Genomic DNA, 25855 nt, shown 5'->3' on the forward strand with positions numbered 1-25855 from the left:
AATTATAAGGAGTGTTACATATGGAAACTATGATAGACATCAAAAACTTATCTGTTAGATACCAACAAACAATCGCATTAGAAGATATATCATTACAAATCCCTAATAATGTACGTATGGCTATAGTCGGTCCCAATGGCGCCGGCAAGTCAACTTTTATCAAATCTTTATTAGAATTGATACCATCAAAGCATAATCATTTAACTTTCTTCAATGGAGTTAAATTGAAACAAGCTCGTTCTAATATTGCATATGTCCCTCAAACTTCAGAAGTAAATTGGCATTTTCCAACGACAGTTAAAGATGTCGTTATGATGGGGATAAGTTCGAATCGATGGGGGTTTCAAAAAATCAGTAAAGGTCAAAAAGAAAGAGTTTCGAATGCACTTGAGGCGATGCAATTAACTGATATTTCGAACCGTCAAATCAGCCAATTATCTGGCGGTCAAAAGCAACGCGTATTTATTGCCAGAGCAATTGCTCAAGATGCTGACCTTTATTTTTTTGATGAGCCACTTGCTGGAGTAGACATGAAGTCAGAAGCTATTATTATGGATCAATTAAAGAGATTTCAACAAATGGGTAAGACAAGTTTAACTGTTCATCATGATTTGAATACTGTTCCAAACTATTTTGATCATGTCCTATTATTGAATAAAAAAGTTATCGCAATGGGTCCAACTAAAACTGTTTTTACTAAAGAAAATATCGATGAGGCATATTTGAATCATCCTCAAGTAACTACAACTGAACATACTTCCACTCATTCAAAGTATCAAATGTTTGGAGCGGATGATTATGTTTGATGTTTCTTTTGACTATTTCTTTTGGGTGGTAGCAATTGGAACGATGGCTTTGGGCTTTGCATCTGGAGTGATTGGAACCACGATTGTTCTTGAAGGTCAAAGTCAATTAGGAGATGCAATTGGACACTCGGTATACCCTGGTGTTATTCTCGCTTTCATGCTTTTCCAAACTCGTAATTCATTAATCTTACTATTCGGAGCAGTTATCTTTGGTTACATTGCATTTATACTCATCGAGTGGATTCATAAAAACAGTCATTTTGCTTATGAAAGTGTACTAGCTTTAGTTCTTTCCTCTTTTTTTAGTTTAGGTCTCATGCTCTATCGTATCGTACAAACTAATCCTAATTTTCAATCTGTTAATTTTTCAGGTTTAGACAATTATATTATGGGACAAGCAGCTTTCTTAACTCAGTTTGATGTCATAGTGATTATAGTCGTGGCGGCTCTAATTATCATCGTTTTTTGGGCATTCTATCCTAAAATTAAACTATATTTATTTGATAAAACTTTTGCCAAGACAATTGGAATAAACACTAAGCTTATTAATTATATTTTGTTGACTTTAAGTTTATTAGCGATTGTCATTGGACTACAAGCTGTTGGTGCGAAATTAATTAGTAGCATGTTAGTAGCACCTGTCATTGGTGCGATGCAATGGACAAACAACTATCCAAAGACGATTGCTCTTTCAAGTCTTTTTGGTTTAGCTTCTGGATTCCTAGGTACATTTTTAAGTACTAATATAACTGACTTAGCAACCGGTCCTACCATTGTTGTTCTTTTATCGGCAATTGCATTAATATCAGTTTTTATTGGTCCTAAAGGCATACTTGGTACATATATAATGTCTAAAAGAGGTGAAACATCATGATGATGCAAATATTATTCATACTAATTATTGTTGCTTTAGCATGTAGCTTACTTGGCTCTCTATTATTAATGCGGTCTAGTTTAATGGTGGCTGATGCAATATCACATACCATTTTACTAGGGATTGTGATTGCTTTTTACTTTACAGAAGACCTATCCTCACCTTATTTAATCATTGGTGCTACCCTGTTTGGTATTTTAACTGTCATAGCGATTGATTTATTGACTAAAACAGGTCGAATGCAAAATGATGCTGCAATCGGTTTGGTCTTCCCTTTGTTCTTTTCAATTGCCGTGATTATTATTTCTAAATATTATACGAATGTTCATCTCGATATTGATATGGTTCTATTGGGTCAAGTTGAACTGGCTCCGTTACGTCAAATAGAAGTCTTTTCAATTCATATGCCCCAAGCATTATTTGTCGGGCTTATCATATTATTCATTAATTTATTATTCATTTTACTCTCTTATAATTCTTTGAAGATACGCTTATTTGATGAAACATTTGCCCGAACAGTCGGTATTCAAGTTGCGTTATTGGATTTGGTCTTGATGACTCTTGTTTCTCTCACAGCAGTTACTTCATTTGAAAGTGTCGGATCTATCTTAGTCATCGCCCTCATGGCCACACCTGGGATGACTGCAAGATGCTTTACCAATAAATTCAGTACACTTCTAATCGGTTCTGCTTTTATTGCTGTTTTGAACTCAATCACTGGTTACTATATTGGGATTCAATTGGATACATCTATTTCAAGTATGGTAGCAGTAACAGGTTTTGTTACATTCTTAATAGTTTTTTTAGTAACAAACATTATCATGCCAAAGCTGAGACAAAAACAAATAATGATTAATTTTTGATATCTTAGCAGTATTTCAATTTAAGCCTAAAAAATAACCGTAAAGTCGAGAGAAAAACACCTCGGCTTTACGGTTATTTTTTTATTCTTTAACTTCTATGACATCGCGAACTAAATTATACATATATTGTTCTGGATCGAATTGTTGCAAGTCAGTGGCTTGTTCTCCAAGACCAATATATTTAACTGGAATATCTAAATCATAACGAATTGAGAGAACAACTCCACCTTTAGCAGTTCCATCTAGCTTAGTCAGAACTAAACCAGTAATTTCAGTGGCTTCATTGAATTGTTTTGCTTGAATAAGTGCGTTTTGTCCAGTTGTTGCATCTAAGACTAATAAAACTTCTTGAACACCATTAGGATTTTCGCGTTCAATAATTCGCTTCATTTTTGCTAACTCTTCCATTAAGTTAGCCTTAGTCTGCAATCTACCAGCAGTATCTACTAACAAGTAATCGTAGTTCTCATCATTTGCACGTTTAACGGCATCAAAAACAACTGAGGCTGGATCACTATTAGCTAATCCTGAAACAACGGGGATATCCAAACGTTCTCCCCATACATTTAACTGCTCAATGGCACCTGCACGGAAAGTATCTCCAGCTGCCATTAAAACTTTTTTACCTTCTTGTTTCAAGTTGTATCCAATTTTACCGACCGACGTTGTTTTCCCAACGCCATTAACCCCGACAAAAAGAATGACAGTTGGTCCAGCAGGATTTTCTTTAATTGCGACTGTTCCTGATTCATTTTTCTCATAAATATTAACCATTTGCTCTAAGACAACACGCTTAACATCATCAGCACGGCTAACATTTTCTTCCTCAATTGCATCACGGATAGCATCTGTCAGAGCAATTGTCATATTAAAGCCAACATCAGCACCAATAAAAGCTTCCTCTAGATCCTCATAAAAATCTTCATCAATTTCTCTAAAACTAGTAAATAAATCAGCGATACGTTCTGAAAAGTTTTTACGTGTCTTTTCCATTCCCTTGTCATACTTATCGAAAACTATCTCGGTATCTTTTTCTTTTAGCTCTTCTTTGACAACTTGGTCTTCCCCAGTAAAGGCACGTTTTATACGATCAAAAATCCCCATTATCTCACTCCTTAATTTATATTATTATAGCATTGTAACCATTCAATTGAAATCTAAGGTAAACTAAAGTAATAATGGCTTCAGTACTTATTATTTTATAAAATGGTAAATCGCTTTTGCAACACCGTCGTTATCATTAGTATCCGTTACATAATCTGCACTTTCTTTAATTTCTTTAACTGCATTACCCATAGCAATACCATAACCAGCCATGTCAATCATCGTTTGGTCATTGTTCTGATCACCAATAGTCATCATTTCCTCTGGTTTAATATCTAATTTTCGTCCCAATTGCTTTAATGCATTTCCTTTATTTACATTTAACTTACCTATCTCTAATTGAAATGGATGTGATAAGACTGTTTGATACTTTTCCATTAAAGCTTTACTAATATTTGGTAATTGTTCATGTAAATGGTACTCGTCAGAACAAATGACAAATTTATTAAACGTATGCCCTTCTTTAAAATCATGATAATTTACCGCTTTTCTAGGCGCTGGCGTCGTATAAGTCGATTCTCTTCCGTCCGGGTATTTCAATGGATCATATACCCATTCTGAATCAATTGGATTTAACGGCAAGTTCAAACGCTCAGTTTCTTTATACCATCGTTTTAAATCGCTCGTTTCAATGACATCATTTACGACGACTTCACCTGTGTTCGCTTTTATAACTTGACTACCATTAAACACAACCAAATATTCATCATCACCATCGAAACCAATATTTTCAGCAAAATCCTTCATAGCTAAGTAAGGTCTTCCTGTACACAGAACCACTTTTACATCTTTAGATTGTGCATAACGTACAGCTTTAATATTCTCCTCAGATAGTGACTTATCTGTTCTTAATAAAGTTCCGTCTAAATCTATCGCAATTAATTTTATCATTAAATTCTCCCTTATTCTGATAAAGCTTCATCAGCTTCACTTAATTTAACTGAGGCTAGTTTTGAAATCCCAGATCGTTCCATTGTTACTCCATACAAGCGATCAGCACTTTCCATTGTCCCTTTTCTATGAGTAATGACAATGAATTGAGTTTGTTCTCTAAACGCCTTTATATACTCACCATAACGGTATACGTTCGCATCATCCAATGCGGCCTCAACCTCATCTAATATAACAAACGGAACCGGCTTCACTTCTAAAATTGCAAACAACAATGCAATGGCAGTTAAAGCTCGCTCTCCTCCTGATAATAAAGCTAAATTTTGCTTTTTCTTTCCAGGTGGTTGAGCAATAATATCAACCCCAGTTGTTAACACATCCTTGGGATTAGTCAACTCGAGTGACGCCTCTCCACCACCGAATAGTCGTCCAAAGGTTTTTTGGAATTTTTCATTAATCAACTTGAACGTTGCACTAAAACGACGAGTTACTTCAACATCCATCTCATCCATTGTATCTTTCAATTGCCCCATCGCTGTCAATAAATCTTCTTCTTGCTCAACTAACAGCTCGAAACGTTCATTTAACTCATCAAAATCTTCTATAGCTTGCAAGTTAATTGGCCCAAGTTTATTGATAAATTGACGTAACTCTTTAACCACTTTATTAATTTCTTTAGGAGATTCAATCGGTTTAGCTATTTTTTTGGCCATCTCAAAAGTCAATTGATATTCTTGATTTAAATGATTCAAATGATTATCAATCAAAGCCTGATTCTTCTCAATTTGAGCTTGTAATTTAGCTTGTTGCTGATATTTTTGTTGACTCTCTTTTTGAACTTTGTTGAATAACAATTCCTTTTCTTGAATAGTATCACTTAATTGTTGACGTTCTAGACGATCAGATTGAATTTGTTTTTGTAGTTTCTTACTTTCTTTTTCTGAAAGTGCAATCGATTCTATTGTTTGTTCAAGATTATCGTGCAATTCTTCAATAGAAGCCATCCCGAATGTCTTACTTGATTCGTAATTCTCAATCCAATCATTAATGACCGTATGCTGGTTGTTTAATGAAGATAAAGTTTGTTTTAATTGTTTGATTTCGACATCCAAAACGGCTTTTTGAGTCGTTTTCTCTTGTCGGATTTCGTCTAATTCTGACAATTTCTTTTTTCGAGCGTCTTCATCAAGATTGTGTTGTTCTAAAATTCTATTTACCTCTATTATCGAAGTCTTTGCTTGTTCAAGATTTTTTTCTGCTTGTTCTAATGTCCTTGTAGCTTCTAACAGATCTTCATCAAGTTCACGTATAGTATCTTTTAAGATAATCGTTTGATTTTTGGCTTGTTTGAATGCTTGTTTAGCATTCTGACTCGATTGGAATAATCGTTGATAGATCCCCTCTGTTTGATTAACTTGTTGACGTTGCTCTTTAAGCTGTTGATCATTTTGAGCTAAATCATTAGATACTTGTTCCCACTCCTGTTCAATCTTTTGCAGATTGTGTCGGTGTTCTTCATAAGCATCATTAGCTTGTTTTATCTCGTTTTGACGAGAAAGCATGGACTGTTGCCTTTGTTTTTGTTGCCCACCCGTTAAGGAACCACCTGGCATTAGAACATCTCCGTCAAGAGTTACAATCTTCACTGCATGACCTAAAGCTTTCGCTATATTTTGAGCATCTCGCAAAGTCTCCGCAACAATAGCGCTACCTAATAAGTTCTGTACAATATTCTCATTCTGCTCATCATATTTAACTAATTCTGACGCCACTGCAATAAACCCTTGCATTTCTTGTGCTTGAAAAAGTTTAAAACTTTGAATATAACGAGGCTTAATGTTGGGACGTGGTAAGAATGTCGCCCGCCCTGCATGTTGTTGCTTTAAATAATTAACAGCTTCACGCGCAGCCTGATCGTCACTTACAACAATATGTTGCATTGAACCACCCAGTGCTGTATCAATTGCTACTTGGTATGCTTCCTCTACATTAATTAAGTCAGCAACCGTACCTTCAATTCCATTCAACCGTTTAGCTTGTTGCATAACAGCACGAACACCCGCATAGTATCCAGTATAATTTTCATGCATTTGTTTTAAGGAGTTGAGCCGTGTTTCGATAGATTGTGTTTGTCTCTCTTGATTAAATAGTGATTGTTGAAGCTCATTGCGACGGTTTAATAGGATTTCATTATTTTCAGTTAATTCTTGTAACAATGAACGTTGCTCATTTTGACTTCCAGTAAATGAATTCAACTCATCTTCAGCTTCTTTAGATTCGGCTTCAAGTTTACTAAATTTCTGACTAACGCTGCTTAATTCTTCAACAGTTTGTTCTTTTCGAGCTCGTTGTCTTTCTATAACTGTTTTTTGCTGTTGAATCTCATTATTAGACCGAGCTTCCAATTGATAATACTCTAGCATTTCATTTCTCAATTCATCTTGTTGATTTGCATCGAGTCCTTGAGAAATTTGTATTTCTTTATTTATTTCTTTTAATTCATCAATTAATTCCTTTAAATTCAATTGAAATGTTTTTAATTGTGTTGAATTATCGGTTATATCTTGATTGAGTCTTAATCTTTCGGACACTTGTTCTTCATAAATATTTGCTTTGTCTTGTTGTTCAGTTTTTGTATATTCAATATCTTTTTCAATCATTTGTTGTTGAGCTTTTAACTTTTCTACTTGTGAAGTAAGCTCTTGATAGGTATCCGAATTTTGATCGATACCATCTATTAATTTGTTCTGTGTTGTTTTTGCTTGATTAATTTCATGATCTAATACATCATTTTGCTTAATTAAATTAGAAATTGTTATGTCAATTTTTTCTAATTGTTTCTCAAGTGCTTCCCATCCAGACTGATAATCTTCAATTTGATGCGTGTACAGAGATACTTCTAACTCTTTTAATTCTTCTTTCTTACTTGTATATAGAAGTGCGGTCTCCCTTTGTTTTCTTAAAGGATTCAATTGAAGCTCTAATTCATGAATAATATCCTTCACCCGACTTAAATTATCACTTGATTTATGTAATCGTCGTTCTGCCTCAGTTTTACGATATTGATATTTTTGAACTCCCGCAGCTTCTTCGAAAATCGTACGACGTTCTTCAGGTTTACTCAGAAATATCTGTTCAACCTGTCCTTGAGAAATAATAGAAAAACTATTCTTTCCTAATCCCGAATCTAGGAGTAAATCAACTATATCTCTTAGTCGTACTTGCTCATTATTTATTAAATATTGGCTATCACCATTTCGATTATAACTGCGAGTAATACTTATTTCACTAAAATCATAATCCAAATATCGATCCTCATTATTCAAAACTAAGGTTACTTTAGCAATATTGACTGGTTTGCGTAATTGAGTTCCATTAAAGATAACATCTTCCATACGACTTCCTCGTAGACTTTTCGCCGATTGCTCTCCTAAAACCCATCTAATCGCTTCTGAAAGGTTACTCTTACCACTTCCATTAGGTCCGACTACCGCAGTCATCCCTTCATCAAACTCGATAACTGTTTTATCAGCGAATGACTTAAATCCTGTCATTTCTACTCTACTAAGATACATTATTTAACCTCTCCAATTAAGTGTTGGTAAGCTATTTTAGCTGCTTGTATTTCAGCTTGTTTCTTACTGTTCCCCTTGCCACGACTCATTAACTTTTCATCTACAAATAACCCCATCTCAAAAATCTGATTATGATCAGGGCCTTGTTTTGATATTAAACGATATTCAATTAATACAGAACCATGAGTCTGAGCTTTTTCTTGAAACAGGGTTTTGTAATCTAAGTTTAATTGTTTTAGTAGCTGTTGATGATTCTTCAAAAGTTGGTTATTCAAGAACTCAGTAACAACTTCAATGCCTTGTTCTAAGTAAGTTGCTCCTAAAAATGCTTCAAAACAATCTGCTAAGATAGAATCGCGATTATTCCCACCACTTGATGATTCACCTTTTCCTAATTGAATAAATTTGTGAAACTGATTCTTTCGAGCTAATAAAGCTAAACTAGGCTCACGAACTAATTGTGCCCGTGTGCGAGACAGACTGCCCTCAGGCTCATTGGGATAAAACTTATATAAATAATCACTGGTAATAATTTCTAACACTGCATCTCCTAGAAACTCTAATCGCTCATTTGATTCTAATAATTTATGTTTTTGTTCATTCACGTATGATTTATGCATAAAGGCACGTTTAAAAAGTGATTCATCTTTTATCTCTATATTTAATATTGCCTCTAAATGCTTAATTAATAAACTCATAGCATCCTCCTATTATATATCTTTTCTTTAACTTCGATGTGTACAATTCACCACTTATTCTATCATGAATCCCTTAAGGATACCATGTTGTATGCTATTCATTGCTATTAGATATTTTATATAATTTCGACAAAATAAATTATGTAAATTCACTAAAAAAGAACCTCCGAAGAGGTTCTAATAAGGAAGGAATTAAATTTTGACTTTAAATTATTCAGCAATTGGCTCATCAGCTAATAAGTAGATATCTGACCATTTTAAATCTGATCCGATTGAAGTTTCCCATTTACTTACACGGTTATTCACTGCTGTCAGTGTATAACGGAATAATGTAGGAATTACTGGTGCTTCTTCCATTGCATATGCTTGCCAGTCATAGAATGCTTTTTGACGGAATTCTTCATCAAATGAATCATCCGATTCAATTGCAGCTAATAACTCATCGTTTTCTTCAGTTGCCCAACGAGTATAGTTGAATGCAGCTGTACGACCATATAAACCAGTTGGGTTTGGATCTCCACCAGTACCCCAAGCTCCTTGGTATACATCGATCGCTGGATCATCTGCTTCAAGACGCTCGTAGAATGAGTTAAATTCCATTAATTGTCCATCAACTAATTGAACGTCTATTCCCACCTCACCCCATGCTTGCATGTAGTATTGTGCGATTGGCTCAGCTGTTTCTCCACCTGACATTGATGCAAATCCTAATGTAAATGCTTCACCATTTGGATCTTCAACAAATCCGTCTCCATCGTTATCCACGAAACCAGCATCTGCTAAAATTTGTGCAGCTTGTTCTGGATTGTAAGTATATCCTTCTTGATCAGCATTGTGATACTCTGCAAAGTTTGGTGTAATTAAGGTATTTGCATTTTGACGTAATCCATAGTAAAACTCATTAGCAATAGCATCATTATCGATTGCATATCCCATTGCTTGACGTAATGCTTTATTCGTTGTTACACGTTCTGAATCAGTTACTACTTCCCCTGCTTCAGCATCCCAAGTTCCGTGTTTAAATCCGATATAAGTATAAGCATTCTCTAAGAATCCTACACTTTGGAAGTTAGTTGCATCTGAATATGTATCATATTGGTCTGACGGTAATGACGCAATATCATAGTTTCCAGCTTTTAATTCAGATACGATCGTTGTTGGATTTACAACTTCTAAAACAACTTCGTCAATATTAGGACGTCCATCATAATAGTCATCGAAAGCCGAGAATGTTACCGACTCACCAGGAGTGATAGATTCAACTTGGAAAGGTCCAAATCCAACTGGGTTCGTACGAACATATTCACTATCTTCTAACTCAGCTACAGCAACCTCACCTAATAAATGCTCAGGCTCGATGTAGCTTGAAATCCCTCCACCAGCTTGTAATAATGAGTTATTAAAGTTGTGATACGTAACGGTTAATGTATAGTCGTCCACACGCTCTAATCCTGAAATTTCTTCAGCATCACCATTGTGGTATTCTTCCATACCTACAACATTTTGGAAGTCAGTTCCATAACGGATACCCGTATATTCTGGGTTTCCAATTACGTAGTAAGGGAAGATAACATCATCAATTGTAATTGCTTCACCATCATGCCAAGTAGCGTCTTCTGGAATAGAAATTGTTACTTGTTTGTTTTCTTGGTCAAACTCAACGTTAGCGAATCCAGAGTCATCAATAGCAAAGTTTTCATCGTATCCGTATACACCAGGGTTAATAAATCCAATAATTGCAGAATCTGGTTGTCCTTGATATAACATGTTGTTTAATACCCCAGCGAATGTTGTATCAGATACTAAGGCGTAACGTAATGTTCCACCTTCAATTGGTTCACCTTCGTTTTCAGCAACAGGTGAGAAATCGAGTACGTCACCTTCACCTTCTTCTTGTGCGTGGACCAGGTTAGCAGCTGGTGCTGCTAATACCGTCGATAGTGTTAGTGCCGTTGTTGCAAAAGCAAATGTTTTCTTTAATGTCTTTTTCATAAACTAACCTCCAATTAGTAGTTCTTATTTATATATAATATAATAACCGTTTACAATTAGAATATCAAGTTATATTTTAATATTTCTCTAATAATAGTTATCATTTTATTATGTAAACGTTTTTTACCCTGTTTTACAATTTTAGTAACATTCTTAAATATGTATATAGTTTTTTTTATGAACCATATTAGTTTAAAATGTGATAATGGAGTTATTTAAAGACTAAAGGATTAATATAACTTGGATAAATGCTTGGTATTTTAAAGTTATCAATTAAGTTAAAAGAATTTGTATGACAACAAAAAAAACATCCAAGAAGGATGTTTTTTTGTTGTCTTAAATTTGATTTATTCTCCGATTGGTTCTTCAGACAATAAGTAAATATCTGACCATTTTAGATCTGATCCAATTTCTGTATCCCATTGACTAACACGGTTATTCACTGCTGTTAGTGTATAGCGGAATAATGTTGGAATTGTTGGCACTTCTTCAATCATGTATGCTTGCCAGTCATAGAATGCTTGTTGACGGAATTCTTCATCAAATGATTCTTCAGACTCAATTGCAGCTAACAATTCATCATGCTCTTCTGTTGCCCAACGCGTATAGTTAAATGATGCATTGCGTCCATATAAACCACTTGGGTTAGGGTCTCCACCAACACCAAATGCTGCTTGGAATACATCAATCGCAGGATCATCAGCTTCAAGACGTTCATAGAATGAGTTAAATTCCATTAATTGACCATCGACTAGTTCTACATTAATTCCAACTTGTTGCCAAGATTGAATATAATATTGAGCTATAGGTTCTGCTGTTTCACCACCAGACATTGATGCGAAACCTAATGTGAATGGTTCACCATTTGGATCTTCAACAAAACCATCACCATCATTATCTACAAATCCTGCATCTGCTAAAAGTTTTTGAGCACGTTCTGGATCGAATGTATATCCTTCTTGTTCAGAATCATAATACTCAGTAAAGTTTGGTGTAATATGTGAGTTAGCATTTTGGCGCAGTCCATAATAGAACTCTGATGCAATCGCATTGTTATCAATCGCATATCCCATTGCTTGACGTAACGCTTTATTAGATGTCACACGTTCTGGATCTGGAACGACTTCACTATTTTCAGCATCCCATGTTCCTTGTTTAAAGCCAATATAAGTAATGGCATTTTCTAAGAAACCAACTGGTGTAAAGTTAGTAGCTTCTGCATATGTCTCATATTGATCAGCAGGAAGTGATGCAATATCATAGTTACCAGCCTTTAATTCAGAAACAATTGTAGATGGATTAACTACTTCTACGACAACTTCATCAATATTTGGGCGACCATCATAGAACTCATCAAAGGCTGTTAGAGTAACAGCTTCTCCAGGAGTAATAGATTCAACTTTAAATGGACCAAAGCCAACTGGATTTGTTCGAACATATTCACTGTCCTCTAATTCAGCAACTGGTACTTCACCTAATAAATGTTCAGGTTCGATATAGTTAGAAACGCCACCACCTGCTTGAAGCATTGAGTTATTGAATGTATTATATGTCACTGTTAATGTGTAATCATTAACACGTTCTAAACCTGAAATTTCTTCAGCCTCTCCATTGTGGTACTCTTCCATACCAGCTACGTTTTGGAAATCAGTTCCATAACGAATACCAGTGTAATCAGGATTACCGATAACATAGTAAGGGAAAATTACATCATCAATTGTAATTGCTTCACCATCATGCCATGTAGCACCTTCTGGAATTGTAATTGTAACTTGGCTATTCTCTGGATCCATTTCAATATCAGCAAATCCTGAGTTATCAATTGTGAAGTTTTCATCATAGCCATAAAGACCAGGATTAAAGAAATCGATAATTTCACCATCTGGTTGGCCAGTATATAACATAATATTAAGAACTCCAGCAAAAGTACTATCAGATACTAATGCGTAACGTAAAGTACCTCCTTCAATAGCTTCTCCTTCATTTTCTACCAATGTTTCAAACTCTAATACGCCGTTCGCTTCCTCTTCTTGAGCTGACACAAGCTGAGTAGTTGATCCTACGAGCGTTGACGCGAATGTCATAGCTAAAGTAGTTAATGAAACATATTTTTTTAACGATTTTCTCATTAAAATCCTCCTATAAAATGATTTACCTAGCATTATATTAAAATAAAAATAATAAATTTTATACAGTTTTAATGCAAGCGGTATTATATATTTTATAGTATTCTTTGATGAATTTCCATAGTTTCAAACGATTCTTATAGCCTTATAATTATTTTAATTAAATTATAATCACAGTAATATTTTATATATTTATATTCATATTTAATCAATATTTTTTATTATCTATAGCGTTTTATTGACCTGTTTATTAAAATATCTTTCTCATAATTTACATTACTTTTGTAATGTTATACACATCCTCTCTAAGAAAATTTTAAATAAAAAAACCGAGCAAAAATTTTCGCTCGGTTTAAAAATATCTATTAAATTCTTATCCTATACGTTGTCTAGAATCAGCAACACGTTGGAAAGCTTGTCCCATGTAGTTAATACTTAACATTAAAGCTAAGATAACACAGACTGCCGGTAACCATACCCAGACTTTATTTTGAATAACATCTGGATTATTAGCAGCAGCAATTAAAGTCCCTAAACTTGGCGTCTCAGATGGTAAGCCGAAACCTAAGAAAGTCAGACCTGTTTCAATACCAATATTACCTGAAAGGCTTAAAGTTAAGTTTGTGATAATTAATGAACTTAAGTTAGGCATTAATTCTAAGTACATGATTTTCCAGTCTGGTGTTCCCATCGTTTTGGATGCACTTATATAATCCTTAGATGCTTCACTCAAGGCAGATGTACGGAACAGTCGAACTCCTCCGGCCCATCCTAGTGCAGATAATATTGCTATTAGTGACCACATATCGAATCGTCGAACAATCGTTACAATGACGATAATTAGTACTAATGGCGGTAAAATAATGATGAAATCAACAATACGCATCATTATATCCTCTACAAATCCACCATAATAACCAGCTATAATACCTAAAGCTATACTAATAATAGATGTAATAATCGTTACCGTAAATCCAATGAACACACTGTTACGTGTTCCAATGATTAAAAGTGATAATACATCACGTCCACCTTCTTCAGCTCCAAGGAAAAAGCCTTTTTCACCTGGTTTAGCATAACGACTAAATAAATCTACACGAGTTGCTGCGTCATGATCTACAATCATTGCACCAATAAAAGCAACAAGAATGATTGCAATAAAGATAAATAATGCTACCATAGCCGCTTTATCTTTTGCAAACTCACGTCTAATTACCTCGAATCCCATAGGAGGTAATGCTTCACCTTCGGCTTGAGCTAACTCTCCCGATTGGTCTATGGCTTCTTCATTTATAAATTGATCATCTTTATTAAATTGTTTTTCTTCTTTATCCATGTAAACATTCCTCCCTTCTAATTAATTCGAATACGTGGGTCAACAAAAATCATAATAATATCAGATAGCAATGTCCCTAATAAGGTCATAGCTCCAAATAATAACACTAGTGTTGTCATAACTGTAAAGTCACGACCAGTAATTGATGAAATGAACAATTGTCCCATACCTTGGTATGTAAAGATTTGCTCTGTAATTACTGCACCTGATATTAAACCTGTTAACGTATAACCCATACTTTGCGCAATAGGTAACATTGAGTTTCTAAAAATATGACGCGTATAAATTTTGCTCATTGGTACACCTTTTGATCGAGCTGTACGAACATAATCTTGTGTTTTAGCATCTACAACTCCGGTTCTTAAGTACTGGATTATACCTGTCGTACTTAAGACACCCATCGTGAATGCCGGAAGAATCATATGATAAAGTCTTGATCCAATATATTCTAACGTACCCGGTTGAATTCCAGATCCTACAGTACCACGAGTTGGGAACCAACCCAATGTATAACCAAACAACCAAATAAATAATAGTCCTAAAACAAATGTTGGTACAGAATACGTAACAAAGTTATATACGTTTACTGAACGGTCAAAAAATGAATTTTGGAATCGCCCTGATAATAGACCTAATGGCAAAGCAATCCCATAAGTAATAATAACTGTCAATAATGATAACCATAAAGTTGGCCCAATACGTTGACTAATAATTTGAGTTACAGGCATTCGATGTGCCCAGCTTCGTCCGAAGTCACCTTGAAGTGCTCCGCCCATCCAATCAATATATCTTTCTGGCCATGATTTATTTAAACCTAATTGTACACGCATTGCTTCAATTTGATCTGCAGAGATTGTTGGATCAATTAATCCAGTCAGTGCATCCCCTGGCATCATCGCACCTAGAATAAATACAATAATACTTAAGATTAGCACTTGCGGTATCATTAGAACAACACGTCTTAATATTGTTTTCCACATAGTATTAAGCGCCTCCTTCTAAAGTCGAACTAACATTATTTAAAGCAACAGAATGAGTATCAGAGACTTGTTTTAAGTCATAAACACGACCTTTTTCACTAAAGTAACGTGATTGATTCTCTTGATATTCTTTTTCTACACGTAAGCGATTCTTCTTGTGCTCGTCACGATGGTTTGGATCGATTTGAGGAATAGCTGATAATAAACGACGTGTATAAATATGTTGTGGATTTTCATAAATATCTTCCTTGTTTCCATATTCAGTGAATCTACCACGATACATAATTGCTATCTCATCACACATATGTTTAACAACCCCAAGGTCATGTGAGATAAATAAATAACTAACGTTAAATTCGTCTTGAATTCGTTTCATAAAGTTTAATACTTGTGCTTGAACTGATAAGTCTAGTGCGGATACGGGCTCATCAGCAATGATTAACTTAGGATTAATCGCAACAGCTCTAGCCACTCCAATACGTTGACGTTGCCCACCAGAGAATTGGTGTGGATACTTAGTTAAAGCATCTTCAGTTAATCCAACAATATCTAATAGTTCAATCATACGACGACGTTCTTCATCTGGTGTCATATTCGTAAAATTACGAATTGGCTCAGCAAGAACATCAGCAATACGTTTCTTTGGGTTAAAACTTGACATCGCATCTTGGAATATCATCTGAACATTTTGACGATACTCTGAACGGCGTTTGCGTGCTTCTTGAGAAACCGCTTTTCCATCATAGTAGATTTCACCAGATGTAATCTTTTCCAAGCCAACAATTGCTTTACCAATTGTTGATTTACCAGAACCAGATTCACCAACTAATCCGTATGTTTTACCTTCTTCGAAAGATAAGTCTACACCATCCACAGCATATACATGATCTGTTACTCGATTAAGAAAACCACTACGGATTGGATAATGTACTTTTAAGTCTTTTATCTCTATTAATCCAGACATTATTCAACCTCCTCAGGAAAGTAGAAGTTTTCATGGCAAGTACAACGTACCCAATGATTTTCTGCTACTTCATGTAATTTAGGATCATGCTCATGTTCGTCCTCTTTAATCCAAGGAACACGGTGAGCGAATCGGCATCCTACTCTAGGTAGATTCGTAATCGAAGGAACGACACCTTGAATAACATGTAATTCTCCTGTTTCGTCATCTACTAAATCATTTGCTTGTGGAATTGATCGTAATAACGATCTTGTGTATGGATGTTTAGGGTTATTAAATAACTCTTCAACCGTAGCAATTTCCACAAATTCTCCCGCATACATAACTGCTACACGGTCTGCTGTTTCAGCTACTACCCCTAAATCATGTGTAATTAAAATAATTCCAGATTCAGTCTCTTCTTGAATTTCATTTAATAAATCCAATATTTGAGCTTGAATTGTTACATCTAACGCTGTAGTAGGCTCGTCAGCAATGATAATACCTGGTTTACAAGCTAATGCAATCGCAATAATAACACGCTGTCTCATCCCACCTGACAGTTCATGCGGGTATTGTTTCGCCATACGTTTTGGATTGGCAATTCCCACTTGATCTAACAATTCAATGATACGATTTTGGCGTTCCTGTTTATTTAACTTTGTATGATAGAATAATGGCTCTTCGATTTGCGCCTCAATCGTCATTAGTGGATTTAATGATGCTAACGGATCTTGGAAAATCATTCCAATCTCATCTCCACGAATCTTTAGATATTCACTTTCGGACATATTTAATATGTTTTTGCCTTTGTAATTGATTTCCCCAGTTTGTTTTGTATTCTTTGGATCATGAAGACCAACAATTGCAGTTGCAAGTGTACTTTTTCCAGAACCAGATTCTCCAACGATTGCTAATTTTTCATTCTTTGATAATGTAAATGACACACCATCAACTGCATTATAGTAATCATCTTTAACACGGAATCCGATTTCTACATCTTTCATTTCCAATATAGTCTTATTACTTTCCATAATTTCCCTCCGGTGTCGTTTACAAAAAATAAAAACACCACTCATTTAAAACAAGCAGCGTTGTTTTTCATAAATATATTGGTACAGATTAAACTATTTTAATTCATCGATGTATCTAACTGCGTCTCCAATGGTAGATAACTCTTCAATCTTTTCATCATCAAATTGAATATTAAAGTGATCTTCTAATTCCATAACAAGTTCAACCACATCTAATGAGTCAGCTCCTAGATCCTCAAATGTCATTTCTGCATTCACCTTATCTTCTTGTACACCAAATCTGTCTACGATCATTTCTCTTACAATATTTAAAGTAGCTTGATTTTCGCTCACTTGATACACCTCCGATCTTTATAACTATTTTACATTATATAACATGATACAAATAATCGTCTCATTTGTCTATCATTTTTTCTAAATAATTATAATTTTCTTTCACATTTAAATATGTACTAAAGTTCATTTACAATGCAATACATCTGACGTCTGGCTTTATTAATTTTTTCTAATTTTCAAAATATTGTACAACATCTTGTACAACATTTGCACTAACAACTGTTCGTGCTTGTCGAATAGCATTAAATATAGCTTCATCATTTGAAGAGCCATGTGCTTTAATGACTGGTGATTTCACACCAAGCAAAACAGCTCCACCCTGTTTAGTATCATCTAACTCACTAAAAGTAGTTTTCAACGAATCCTTTATTAGACCTGCACCAATTTTAGTTTTTAAGCCAGAGTTTTTTAACGTATCAAGTAATAAACCGACGATACCTTTTACTGTACCTTCTAATGTTTTTAATACTGCATTTCCAGTGAATCCATCAGTAATTACAATATCTACTTCTCCAGTTAAGATTGATTTTGCTTCAACATTGCCGATAAAGTTTATATTATCTAGCTGTTTAATTAAATCAAACGCTTCTTTAGTAATCGTATTTCCTTTGCCTTCTTCTGTACCATTATTTAACAATCCAATTCGAGGATTTGTCACATTAAGTACATTTTTTGAATAGAAATTCGCTAAAACGGTGAATTGTTCTAAATTTTCAGGCTTTACTTCTGCATTCGCACCGGCATCCATCAAAATAACTTGAGGTGATTCTTTCGAAACAGTTGGAATAATTGGCATTAAGCCTGGACGATCAATGTTTTTAATCCGACCTACTACTAACAAACCAGCAGTTAATAAAGCTCCTGTGTTTCCTGCCGATAGCAATGCATCAGCCTTACCTTCTTTAACGTCACGAGCCGCAACGACCATAGACGCATCTTTTTTTCGTCGAATTGCTTTAACAGGTTCGTCATCACCCGTTACAATTTCAGTAGTGTGAATCACATTAATTCGTTCATCCTCAATAAGGTATTTATTTATACTCTCTCTGTCACCGTATAAATTAATTTGAATATCGTTAAACGTTTTAATAGCTAAATTTGCTCCATCAACAATGGCTTTCGGAGCATTGTCGCCACCCATGGCATCAATTGCGATTGTTATCATTTTCTTCCTCCATTATCTTTTTTATGTTCTTACATACTAAATTTTAATTTGTTGATTTGTCAACCAATTAATAATTGTTTCAACTTCTTGGTTTTCTATCTTTAACGGGTTTTTCAAATACCAAACCACTTCTTCTTTTGCTACGTTATGAATATGTTGGTCTTCGATGAGGTTAGCATACTTAAATTGAGGTATACCACTTTGTGCTAGTCCTAAAATATCTCCCATACCGCGAATTTTCATATCTTCCTGACTTATAACAAAACCATCGGACTCTTGCTCCATAATTTCCAATCGTTTTTTCCCTTGTTCTGTGGTAGGTTTCCCAATCAAGTAACAATAGCTTGGTAAGTTACTTCGTCCTACCCGTCCCCTTAGTTGGTGTAACTGTGCTAATCCAAATCGTTCAGCAGAATGAATAACAATAATTGTTGCATTAGGAACATCTACGCCAACTTCAACCATCGTTGTCGCAACTAATATTTGAATTGAATTTTGTTCATATTCATTCATAACGTGTTGTTGTTCATCTTTACTAAGCTGTCCATGTAAAGCACCTACGTTCCACTCAGGAAATCGATTAGAAAGCTTCTCTTTTATAGCATTTACATTCTCAATTTGCTCAAGGTGTTCAGATTGATCAATAATTGGAAGAACATAATATATCTGATGTCCTTGTCCCAATTCCACAGCCATCTTATTATAAAGGATATCAATATTATCTTCATCGACAATTTTAGTTTCAATAGGAATTCTTCCTTTAGGTAATTGATCGATAGTTGAAACAGTCATATCTCCGTATAAAGTTTGCGCTAATGAACGAGGAATTGGCGTTGCAGTCATTTGTAATATATTCAGTGTTTCTTTCGCTTGGACTTTCTCCATCAAAGCATGCCTTTGATCTACTCCAAAACGATGCTGCTCATCGATGATAGCTATCCCAAGTTGTTTATATGTAACAGCTGGTTGTATCAAGGCGTGCGTACCGATTATAATTCGAATTCTCCCACTTGATATTCCATCTAACACTAACTTCTTTTCCTTGGCTTTCATAGCACTTACTAAAATTTCTGCATGATAACCCATCGGTTCAAATATGCGATTAAAATTTGCGACATGTTGTTTAGCAAGTATTTCAGTAGGAACCATTAAGACTGCTTGATATCCAGCCAAAATAGCCGCCATCATGCCCATGAATGCAACTAATGTCTTACCACTCCCAACATCACCTTGAAGCATCCTACGCATAGGATATGGAGCCAATAGGTCATAACAAATCTCATTAACAGCTTTTTTCTGTGCATCAGTTAATTGATAGGGTAGCTCTGTAATAATTTCTTTTAAATCATGATTATCATAGAGTACTCGAACGCCGTTATCTTTTTGCGATTGTTGCATTGTCGTTTGCAAACGCCATTGATACAAAAAGAACTCCTGAAAAATTATTTTCCGCTCTGCTTCTTTAAACTCTTGTGCATTTTTCGGAAAATGCATTTGATATAAGGCTTTATTTAAAGGCAATAATCGATATTTATGATTGATATCTTCTGGAATCACTTCGTCAATAGAGTCAAAGCTTGATTCAAATGCTGTTTTAATCGCTTTAATAATTTGTGGTTGTTTTAAGCCTTTTGTTGAGGAATAAACTGGATTAAAATCCCCATTTGAATCATTTAACTTAATAATTCTCATACCTAATAAGTTTTGGCGATCACTTTGCCATTTTCCAAATATTGCTTTTTCTTCACCAACCTCGATTGTTTTGGCTAAATAAGGTTGGTTAAAAAATGAAGCACTAATAATATTGTGCTCATCTAAACTAATACGAAAAGTTAATCGACTCTTTCGTCCTCCAAAGTAGTTAACAACTGGTGGGCTAACTACCGTGCCTTTTAAAGTTACGTTCTCACCATCTAATATCGAATCAAGTGGACGTGCCTGCAAGTCTTCATACCGAAAAGGAAAATGAAACATTAAATCTTTAATTGTGCTGACTCCTAATGAAGCAAACTTATCCGTTGCAACTGGACCAACGCCATTAAGTTTATTAATCGTATCATTCCAATTTAATTGATCCATAATTAACTCCTCTTAAATAATGACTTATATACAAAAAGGGAAAAGAGACAACATGCCCCTCTCCCCCTTTAAAAAATTATTCTACAGACATGATATATTCATAAACTGGCTGGTCACCTTGAATCACTTCAAAGTCGACATCAGCATATGTTTCTTCTAATTCATTAATGATTTGGTCAACTAATTCTTCTTTACCACCATCACCAATAAAGATTGTAACTATTTCGCTCTCATCATTAATCATATTATCTAATGTATTAAATAAAGCACGATCTACAGCTGGTTCAGATAAAATAATTTTCCCGTCTACAATACCCATGAATTCATCTTTAAGTATTTCAACACCATCAAGATTAGTATCACGAATAGCATACGTAATTTGACCAGTAGAAACCATTTTGATGTTTTCATTCATTGCTGATTGGTTATCCTCTATAGTAGCTTCAGCGTCAAATGCAAATATTGCACTGATTCCTTCAGGTACGGTTCTTGTCGGAACAACTACAGCTGGTTTTTCAATAACTTCTACCGCTTGTTGAGCAGCCATTATAATGTTTTTGTTATTAGGTAATAAAATATAACGTTCTGCAGGTGTAGCTTCCATCGCTTGAACAAAATCTTGCGTTGATGGATTCATTGTCTGACCACCCGATAGAACAACATCAATACCAATTGATTTCAGCATTTCAGTCATTCCTTCACCGGCAGCAACTGCAATAACTGCATAATCTTTATTCGTTACAGCTGCAGTTTGTTGGTGAGACAATGCTTCATTAGCATTTTCTAATTCACGGACCTGTTCACGCATATTATCAACCTTGATCTTAATTAACTCACCAAATTCTTGACCTAACTGCATAATTTCACCTGGATTTTCCGTGTGAATATGCACTTTAGCTATTTCTTCATCAGAAACAACTAATAATGAGTCACCTTTTTCATTTAAGATATTACGGAACTCATCATAGTCAAACTCTCTTTCAACAGTTGGACCGTGTCCAATGTGAACCATGATTTCAGTACAGTAACCGTAAGTAATATCATCCATCGACATTGGGTGTTCGTTTGTCTCTTCAAACACTGCGTGAGAGTGCGCATCTGACTTCTTAGAATGGTCTTCAGAAATGATTACTTCACCTGTTAAGCTTGAAAGGAAACCTTCATATATACAGAGTAAACCTTTCCCTCCACTATCAACTACACCAACCTGTTTAAGTACAGGTAACATCTCTGTTGTTTTATCAAGAGCAATACTTGCTCCTTTTACGATTGCACGCATAATTTCAATTATGTCAGTCGTATTTTTTGCTGCTCTTTCACCAGCTAAAGCTGATTCACGAGCAACTGTTAAAATAGTACCTTCAACAGGTTTCATTACTGCTTTATAAGCTGATTCTACTCCACCAGCAAATGCTTTTACAAAGTATTTTGAATCAACATTCTCTTGATCTTCAATCGCTTTAGAAAAGCCGCGGAATATCTGTGACAAGATAACCCCTGAGTTTCCTCGAGCACCCATCAATAATCCTTTGGCTAATGCTGTACTTGATTCTCCAACATGTTTAGAAGAATTCTCTTTTAATTTTTCGACACCCGAAATAAATGACATATTCATATTCGTTCCTGTATCTCCATCTGGTACAGGGAATACATTAAGTGAATTGATTAAGTCAACATTCTTTGTTAAACGATCTGCTCCAGCGATAATCATTGATTGAAATTCTGGTGCCGTTAACTTAGTAAGTTCCAACTTTCGTCCTCCTTATAGCTAGTCAACTGTATTATTAGTCAACTTTTACTCCTTGAACGTGAACATTCACAAAATCTAGTGTGAAGCCTAGTAAACGTTCGACATTATATTTTACTGTTTCTTGAATATTTTGGCAGATAACGGATATTTTTGTTCCATAAGATACAAGTATATATACATCAACTGCAACTTGATTACCATTTTGGGAAAGAACTACACCTTTGGCAAAATTCTCTCTACGTAAAATCTCTATTATATTATCACGAAAGAAACTTTTACTTACCATCCCTACGACACCGTAATTATCGGTAACTGCTGCACCTACAACTGTTGCGATAACTTCGTTGCTTAATGTGATTTGTCCATTTGGGGTTGGAATATTTATTGCCATATAATCTCCTCCTATTGTTTATATCTTAGTTATTTTATCATAAACATTGCTATTATTCACTTAAATTGATATTACCAATCTGATACTGTTTGACAAGAGATTTGAATTATATATTAAATATCGTTCCATTTAACTTCCGATTACAAATAAAAAAGCTAACTTGCTCATAGCAAATTAGCTTATTTAAATAATATAACGAGATTAAACACGTTCAACTTTACCTGATTTTAATGCACGTGCAGAAACCCAAACTTTCTTAGGCTCGCCGTCTACCATGATGCGTACTTTTTGTAAGTTAGCACCAAAACTACGTTTGCTTGCGTTCATTGCGTGCGAACGATTGTTACCAGATCTTGTTTTACGTCCTGTAAAGTAACATTCTTTAGCCATTAGTATTTCCTCCATTTCTTGCAGGAGCTGTGTCTCTGCTTTTTCATACCGTATTAATTTATCATATTATTCATTCTTATGCAAGAATTTTTCAATATTATTCATAGTTAAAGCGGTTTTGTTTCCAAGAAAATATATTAGTATATCCATAGTTATAAGTCAAGGTACTTTTATACCAATTACTTATATCTAATCGCTTTTTAATTAATAACCTTTTTTCTTATTATACTCATTTCTAACAAGTGTCCCGTTTTCTAAATAACTATCCAGATTCTCTTTAAAAATAGGATAAATCATATCTCTAAAATGTTCCACATTTCCTGATACATGAGGTGTAATGACTAAGTTTTTGGTTTGCCATAACTTGGATGATTCTGGAAGTGGTTCAGGAGAAGTTACATCTAGATATGCTCCTGCTATTTTATCATCTTCAAGTACTTCCATTAAATCATTATCATTTACCGACTCTCCACGACCAATGTTAATGAAATAAGCTGATTTTTTCATGACAGTGAAAATATTGTTATCAAAGTAAGATTTGCTCGCTTTTGTTAACGGTAATGCATTAATAACAAAATCAACTTCTTCGAGTACTTCGATACTACTTTCCATTGTATAAGTATTATCAAAATACTGAATGCTACGACCGTTTGAATTAACACCATAAGTCTTCATTCCGAAAAAATTAGAAGTTCGTGCGATTTCTTTGCCAATAGCCCCTGTTCCATAAACAAGTATTTTTTTATCTTTCAAGGAAAACATATTTGTCATAATATGTTTATCCCATTGGTTATTTGATTGACTTTTTATCCCAGGAATAATACCTCTAGCAACACCTAATAAATATCCGAAAATATTTTCAGTAATTGGAACAGCGTGAACACCACTCATATTCGAAATTAAAATATTCTCATTATTTCGTACATCTTCTGGTATCGCATCAAGGCCAGCTGTATCTTTTTGTACCCATTTTAATTGTGATAATTTCGATTCATTTTCATTAAGTTGTGAACTCCAACCGTATACAATTTCGATATTTTTAATGTCTTCTGAATGTATTTCTTCCTTCGTTTTAACTACATAGCCTTTCGCTGTATCTTTAATTTCTTCCAATTGCCATTCTTTTGTAATAGCATAGATTGCAATAATTGGTTTTGACATATTTATAGCTCCTTACTATCTCTCATTTACTCTTAAAACTAAGACAAGCCCTTCTTTAAATGAGATTATAACTGGATGATTTTCGTCAATAAACTCATTACTAATTAGTGCCCGCGGATATGGTATGTCTGTCGGCTCTAAATTATAAATAGCATTCTCAATACTCAATTCTTTGACCGCTGTTAAAGTTATAATTGATAAGTAGTCTGGCATCAACGTATCAGCACTAATTGTATGTAGTCCAGCAAAATAAAACTGAAAAACATGATCTTTCTCGATGAATTTTATTTGACTGACACTTTGTTTGAATCTTGGCTGATAAACCATCCAAATATTCGCTAGCATATGATCTAATCGCCCTTTGGTTTCTCCGATTCCTCCAAAGATGAAACAGTCTATACCAGGATACTTAGATTGAACGATTTCTAAAGCTAATTCCATATCAGTATCATCTTTTTGTGCTGGATGTTTAATAATTTGACTGGTATTTTCTTTAATTAGTTGAAACTCCTCTTCAGTTACGGAATCAAAGTCACCCACGGCATAATCTAATTGATAGCCTGCTTTAATTAATTGCAAACTACCAGCATCTACACCAATATAATACGTTTTATTCTGTTGAACATATTTTGGTATCTCTTTTAACGCTGGGTTAGCAGCGCCTCCACATACAACAACCTTTTGATTTTCTACATTCTGCATTTTAACACCTTAATTTCTTAACGAATCTATAGCTTCCTTACGATTATTATGATTGAAGATATAAGAACCTGCGACCAGTACATCAGCTCCTGCTTCTATGCATTTTTGACCTGTATCGTCATTAATGCCACCATCTACTTCAATCTCATAATGATAATTAAACTCACTACGTAATTCCTTTAATTGCTTAATCTTGTTTAAACTAGACGGTATAAACGTTTGCCCACCAAATCCTGGGTTTACCGTCATGACTAATACTAAGTCAACGTCAGATAAAACTGACTTTATCGCTTCTACAGGTGTTCCAGGATTAATAACAACTCCTGCTTTAGTACCAGTTTGTTTGATTTGTTGAATCACTCGATGAATATGATTGGTTGCTTCTACATGAACCGAAATAATATCAGCTCCAGATTCTGCAACAAAATCAATGTAACGTTCTGGCTCATCGATCATCAAATGACAATCAAATGTCTTATCTGTTAAATGGCGAATTGATTTCATAACCATAGGTCCAAACGAAATATTCGGCACGAAATTACCATCCATCATATCAATATGAATATAATCTGCGCCATGTTCCACAATATCCAACAAATCATCGCCTAATTTGCTAAAATCTGCACTTAAAATTGATGGTGCTACTCTCATATATAATC

Annotated in this window: 22 protein-coding genes; 3 read left to right on the forward strand and 19 right to left on the reverse strand. The window is 34.7% G+C overall.

The genetic code is table 11. The features are described 5' to 3' along the window. The first annotated feature begins 20 nt into the window (after window positions 1-20). The 3 genes from HYQ40_01875 to HYQ40_01885 are packed head-to-tail and all read left to right on the forward strand — an operon-like array spanning window position 21 to window position 2543. Window positions 21-806: a metal ABC transporter ATP-binding protein gene (locus tag HYQ40_01875; protein MBZ6526508.1), complete on the forward strand. Its 786-nt coding sequence runs from the start codon at window positions 21-23 to the stop codon at window positions 804-806. Further along, window positions 799-1680: a metal ABC transporter permease gene (locus tag HYQ40_01880; protein MBZ6526509.1), complete on the forward strand. Its 882-nt coding sequence runs from the start codon at window positions 799-801 to the stop codon at window positions 1678-1680. Before HYQ40_01875 ends, HYQ40_01880 begins: the two co-directional genes overlap by 8 nt. Next, window positions 1680-2543, forward strand: coding sequence for a metal ABC transporter permease (locus HYQ40_01885; GenBank protein MBZ6526510.1), 864 nt, complete (start codon window positions 1680-1682; stop codon window positions 2541-2543). The genes HYQ40_01880 and HYQ40_01885 overlap by 1 nt, the downstream gene beginning before the upstream one ends. 81 nt (window positions 2544-2624) lie before the next feature. Here the strand turns inward: HYQ40_01885 and ftsY are convergent, their stop codons facing one another. From ftsY to HYQ40_01980, 19 genes are all read right to left on the reverse strand, one after another. After that, window positions 2625-3647 (reverse strand): signal recognition particle-docking protein FtsY, encoded by a 1023-nt coding sequence (gene ftsY / locus HYQ40_01890; protein MBZ6526511.1) that lies wholly within the window; start codon window positions 3645-3647, stop codon window positions 2625-2627. 90 nt (window positions 3648-3737) lie between these two features. Continuing rightward, window positions 3738-4538 (reverse strand): HAD family phosphatase, encoded by an 801-nt coding sequence (locus HYQ40_01895; protein ID MBZ6526512.1) that lies wholly within the window; start codon window positions 4536-4538, stop codon window positions 3738-3740. An 11-nt stretch (window positions 4539-4549) separates the two neighbouring features. Further along, complete coding sequence (gene smc, locus HYQ40_01900; GenBank protein ID MBZ6526513.1) at window positions 4550-8113, reverse strand: chromosome segregation protein SMC; 3564 nt, start codon at window positions 8111-8113, stop codon at window positions 4550-4552. Next, window positions 8113-8811, reverse strand: coding sequence for a ribonuclease III (rnc, locus tag HYQ40_01905; GenBank protein MBZ6526514.1), 699 nt, complete (start codon window positions 8809-8811; stop codon window positions 8113-8115). Before rnc ends, smc begins: the two co-directional genes overlap by 1 nt. A 210-nt stretch (window positions 8812-9021) precedes the next feature. Next, a complete protein-coding gene (locus tag HYQ40_01910; GenBank protein MBZ6526515.1) occupies window positions 9022-10803 on the reverse strand; it encodes an oligopeptide ABC transporter substrate-binding protein in 1782 nt (593 codons plus the stop codon). A gap of 347 nt (window positions 10804-11150) precedes the next feature. Beyond that, window positions 11151-12932, reverse strand: a complete 1782-nt coding sequence (locus HYQ40_01915; GenBank protein MBZ6526516.1) for an oligopeptide ABC transporter substrate-binding protein — start codon at window positions 12930-12932, stop codon at window positions 11151-11153. Between the two features lie 370 nt (window positions 12933-13302). After that, entirely contained in the window at window positions 13303-14265 is a 963-nt protein-coding gene (locus tag HYQ40_01920) for an ABC transporter permease (protein ID MBZ6526517.1), read from the reverse strand. A gap of 17 nt (window positions 14266-14282) precedes the next feature. Further along, a complete protein-coding gene (locus HYQ40_01925; GenBank protein ID MBZ6526518.1) occupies window positions 14283-15245 on the reverse strand; it encodes an ABC transporter permease in 963 nt (320 codons plus the stop codon). A gap of 4 nt (window positions 15246-15249) precedes the next feature. After that, the gene (locus HYQ40_01930) at window positions 15250-16209 is read right to left on the reverse strand and encodes an ABC transporter ATP-binding protein (protein ID MBZ6526519.1); all 960 of its coding nucleotides are present in this window, start codon (window positions 16207-16209) and stop codon (window positions 15250-15252) included. Then, the gene (locus HYQ40_01935; GenBank protein MBZ6526520.1) at window positions 16209-17222 is read right to left on the reverse strand and encodes an ABC transporter ATP-binding protein; all 1014 of its coding nucleotides are present in this window, start codon (window positions 17220-17222) and stop codon (window positions 16209-16211) included. The genes HYQ40_01930 and HYQ40_01935 overlap by 1 nt, the downstream gene beginning before the upstream one ends. A 93-nt stretch (window positions 17223-17315) precedes the next feature. Next, window positions 17316-17555, reverse strand: a complete 240-nt coding sequence (gene acpP / locus HYQ40_01940; GenBank protein ID MBZ6526521.1) for an acyl carrier protein — start codon at window positions 17553-17555, stop codon at window positions 17316-17318. A 172-nt stretch (window positions 17556-17727) separates the two neighbouring features. Continuing rightward, the gene (gene plsX, locus HYQ40_01945) at window positions 17728-18723 is read right to left on the reverse strand and encodes a phosphate acyltransferase PlsX (GenBank protein MBZ6526522.1); all 996 of its coding nucleotides are present in this window, start codon (window positions 18721-18723) and stop codon (window positions 17728-17730) included. Window positions 18724-18759: 36 nt separating this feature from the next. Continuing rightward, window positions 18760-20802, reverse strand: coding sequence for an ATP-dependent DNA helicase RecG (gene recG / locus HYQ40_01950; GenBank protein MBZ6526523.1), 2043 nt, complete (start codon window positions 20800-20802; stop codon window positions 18760-18762). A gap of 76 nt (window positions 20803-20878) precedes the next feature. After that, complete coding sequence (locus HYQ40_01955) at window positions 20879-22552, reverse strand: DAK2 domain-containing protein (protein ID MBZ6526524.1); 1674 nt, start codon at window positions 22550-22552, stop codon at window positions 20879-20881. Between the two features lie 34 nt (window positions 22553-22586). Beyond that, on the reverse strand, window positions 22587-22943 hold the full coding sequence (locus tag HYQ40_01960) for an Asp23/Gls24 family envelope stress response protein (protein ID MBZ6526525.1): 357 nt from the start codon (window positions 22941-22943) through the stop codon (window positions 22587-22589). A 201-nt stretch (window positions 22944-23144) separates the two neighbouring features. Beyond that, window positions 23145-23333 carry a 50S ribosomal protein L28 gene (locus HYQ40_01965; protein MBZ6526526.1) on the reverse strand — a complete coding sequence of 63 codons (189 nt, stop codon included), beginning with the start codon at window positions 23331-23333 and terminating at the stop codon, window positions 23145-23147. A 204-nt stretch (window positions 23334-23537) separates the two neighbouring features. Next, window positions 23538-24494 (reverse strand): hypothetical protein, encoded by a 957-nt coding sequence (locus tag HYQ40_01970; protein MBZ6526527.1) that lies wholly within the window; start codon window positions 24492-24494, stop codon window positions 23538-23540. 15 nt (window positions 24495-24509) lie between these two features. Next, window positions 24510-25196: a thiamine diphosphokinase gene (locus HYQ40_01975; GenBank protein MBZ6526528.1), complete on the reverse strand. Its 687-nt coding sequence runs from the start codon at window positions 25194-25196 to the stop codon at window positions 24510-24512. A 9-nt stretch (window positions 25197-25205) separates the two neighbouring features. Beyond that, window positions 25206-25847, reverse strand: a complete 642-nt coding sequence (locus HYQ40_01980; protein MBZ6526529.1) for a ribulose-phosphate 3-epimerase — start codon at window positions 25845-25847, stop codon at window positions 25206-25208. Window positions 25848-25855: the final 8 nt, after the last annotated feature.

Source organism: Aerococcaceae bacterium DSM 111021 (genome assembly GCA_020112395.1).
Classification (GTDB): domain Bacteria; phylum Bacillota; class Bacilli; order Lactobacillales; family Aerococcaceae; genus Ruoffia.

Excerpts from the sequence above, each read along its gene's own strand:
- HYQ40_01910 (MBZ6526515.1), bottom strand. The coding sequence starts at position 10,803 with ATGAAAAAGACATTAAAGAAAACATTTGCTTTTGCAACAACGGCACTA.
- plsX (MBZ6526522.1), bottom strand. The coding sequence starts at position 18,723 with ATGATAACAATCGCAATTGATGCCATGGGTGGCGACAATGCTCCGAAA.
- HYQ40_01960 (MBZ6526525.1), bottom strand. The coding sequence starts at position 22,943 with ATGGCAATAAATATTCCAACCCCAAATGGACAAATCACATTAAGCAAC.
- HYQ40_01935 (MBZ6526520.1), bottom strand. The coding sequence starts at position 17,222 with ATGGAAAGTAATAAGACTATATTGGAAATGAAAGATGTAGAAATCGGA.
- HYQ40_01895 (MBZ6526512.1), bottom strand. The coding sequence starts at position 4,538 with ATGATAAAATTAATTGCGATAGATTTAGACGGAACTTTATTAAGAACA.
- HYQ40_01885 (MBZ6526510.1), top strand. The coding sequence starts at position 1,680 with ATGATGCAAATATTATTCATACTAATTATTGTTGCTTTAGCATGTAGC.
- HYQ40_01975 (MBZ6526528.1), bottom strand. The coding sequence starts at position 25,196 with ATGCAGAATGTAGAAAATCAAAAGGTTGTTGTATGTGGAGGCGCTGCT.
- HYQ40_01880 (MBZ6526509.1), top strand. The coding sequence starts at position 799 with ATGTTTGATGTTTCTTTTGACTATTTCTTTTGGGTGGTAGCAATTGGA.
- HYQ40_01875 (MBZ6526508.1), top strand. The coding sequence starts at position 21 with ATGGAAACTATGATAGACATCAAAAACTTATCTGTTAGATACCAACAA.
- smc (MBZ6526513.1), bottom strand. The coding sequence starts at position 8,113 with ATGTATCTTAGTAGAGTAGAAATGACAGGATTTAAGTCATTCGCTGAT.
- HYQ40_01920 (MBZ6526517.1), bottom strand. The coding sequence starts at position 14,265 with ATGGATAAAGAAGAAAAACAATTTAATAAAGATGATCAATTTATAAAT.
- HYQ40_01970 (MBZ6526527.1), bottom strand. The coding sequence starts at position 24,494 with ATGTCAAAACCAATTATTGCAATCTATGCTATTACAAAAGAATGGCAA.
- ftsY (MBZ6526511.1), bottom strand. The coding sequence starts at position 3,647 with ATGGGGATTTTTGATCGTATAAAACGTGCCTTTACTGGGGAAGACCAA.
- HYQ40_01915 (MBZ6526516.1), bottom strand. The coding sequence starts at position 12,932 with ATGAGAAAATCGTTAAAAAAATATGTTTCATTAACTACTTTAGCTATG.
- HYQ40_01980 (MBZ6526529.1), bottom strand. The coding sequence starts at position 25,847 with ATGAGAGTAGCACCATCAATTTTAAGTGCAGATTTTAGCAAATTAGGC.
- rnc (MBZ6526514.1), bottom strand. The coding sequence starts at position 8,811 with ATGAGTTTATTAATTAAGCATTTAGAGGCAATATTAAATATAGAGATA.
- HYQ40_01930 (MBZ6526519.1), bottom strand. The coding sequence starts at position 16,209 with ATGTCTGGATTAATAGAGATAAAAGACTTAAAAGTACATTATCCAATC.
- recG (MBZ6526523.1), bottom strand. The coding sequence starts at position 20,802 with ATGGATCAATTAAATTGGAATGATACGATTAATAAACTTAATGGCGTT.
- HYQ40_01925 (MBZ6526518.1), bottom strand. The coding sequence starts at position 15,245 with ATGTGGAAAACAATATTAAGACGTGTTGTTCTAATGATACCGCAAGTG.
- HYQ40_01965 (MBZ6526526.1), bottom strand. The coding sequence starts at position 23,333 with ATGGCTAAAGAATGTTACTTTACAGGACGTAAAACAAGATCTGGTAAC.